Source organism: Cytobacillus oceanisediminis 2691, from assembly GCF_007678455.1.
In the GTDB taxonomy this organism is placed as follows: Bacteria; Bacillota; Bacilli; order Bacillales; family Cytobacillaceae; genus Mesobacillus; species Mesobacillus oceanisediminis_A.
Map to the genome: position 1 here is coordinate 1 of NZ_VEEP01000291.1, position 256 is coordinate 256.

Annotated in this window: 1 protein-coding gene; it reads right to left on the reverse strand. The window is 41.8% G+C overall.

All coding sequences use genetic code 11. The features are described 5' to 3' along the window. Nucleotides 1-63 precede the first annotated feature (63 nt). A complete protein-coding gene (locus FS736_RS24705; protein ID WP_186326937.1) occupies nucleotides 64-219 on the reverse strand; it encodes a hypothetical protein in 156 nt (51 codons plus the stop codon). Between the last annotated feature and the right edge of the window lie 37 nt (nucleotides 220-256).

The following is a 256-nucleotide window of genomic DNA, read 5'->3' on the forward strand; positions in this document are numbered from 1 at the left end:
ATCTTCTTCATTCAATACATCCAACTTCCCACTAACTCTTTCACATCCATCCCCAATCATGATCTACTCCATTTTCCTCATTCCTTCACACTCCTCCTCCCATCCTTTCTCACTCAACTCTCTATCACTTCGTACACAATATACTTCTCCTCCCATTTCTTTTAATCTACCATATTCCTTTTCCATCTCTTCAACCTCTCTACCCCATACCAATCTCAACTCTCCTCCCTACAATACAACTACCCTCCACTTCCCT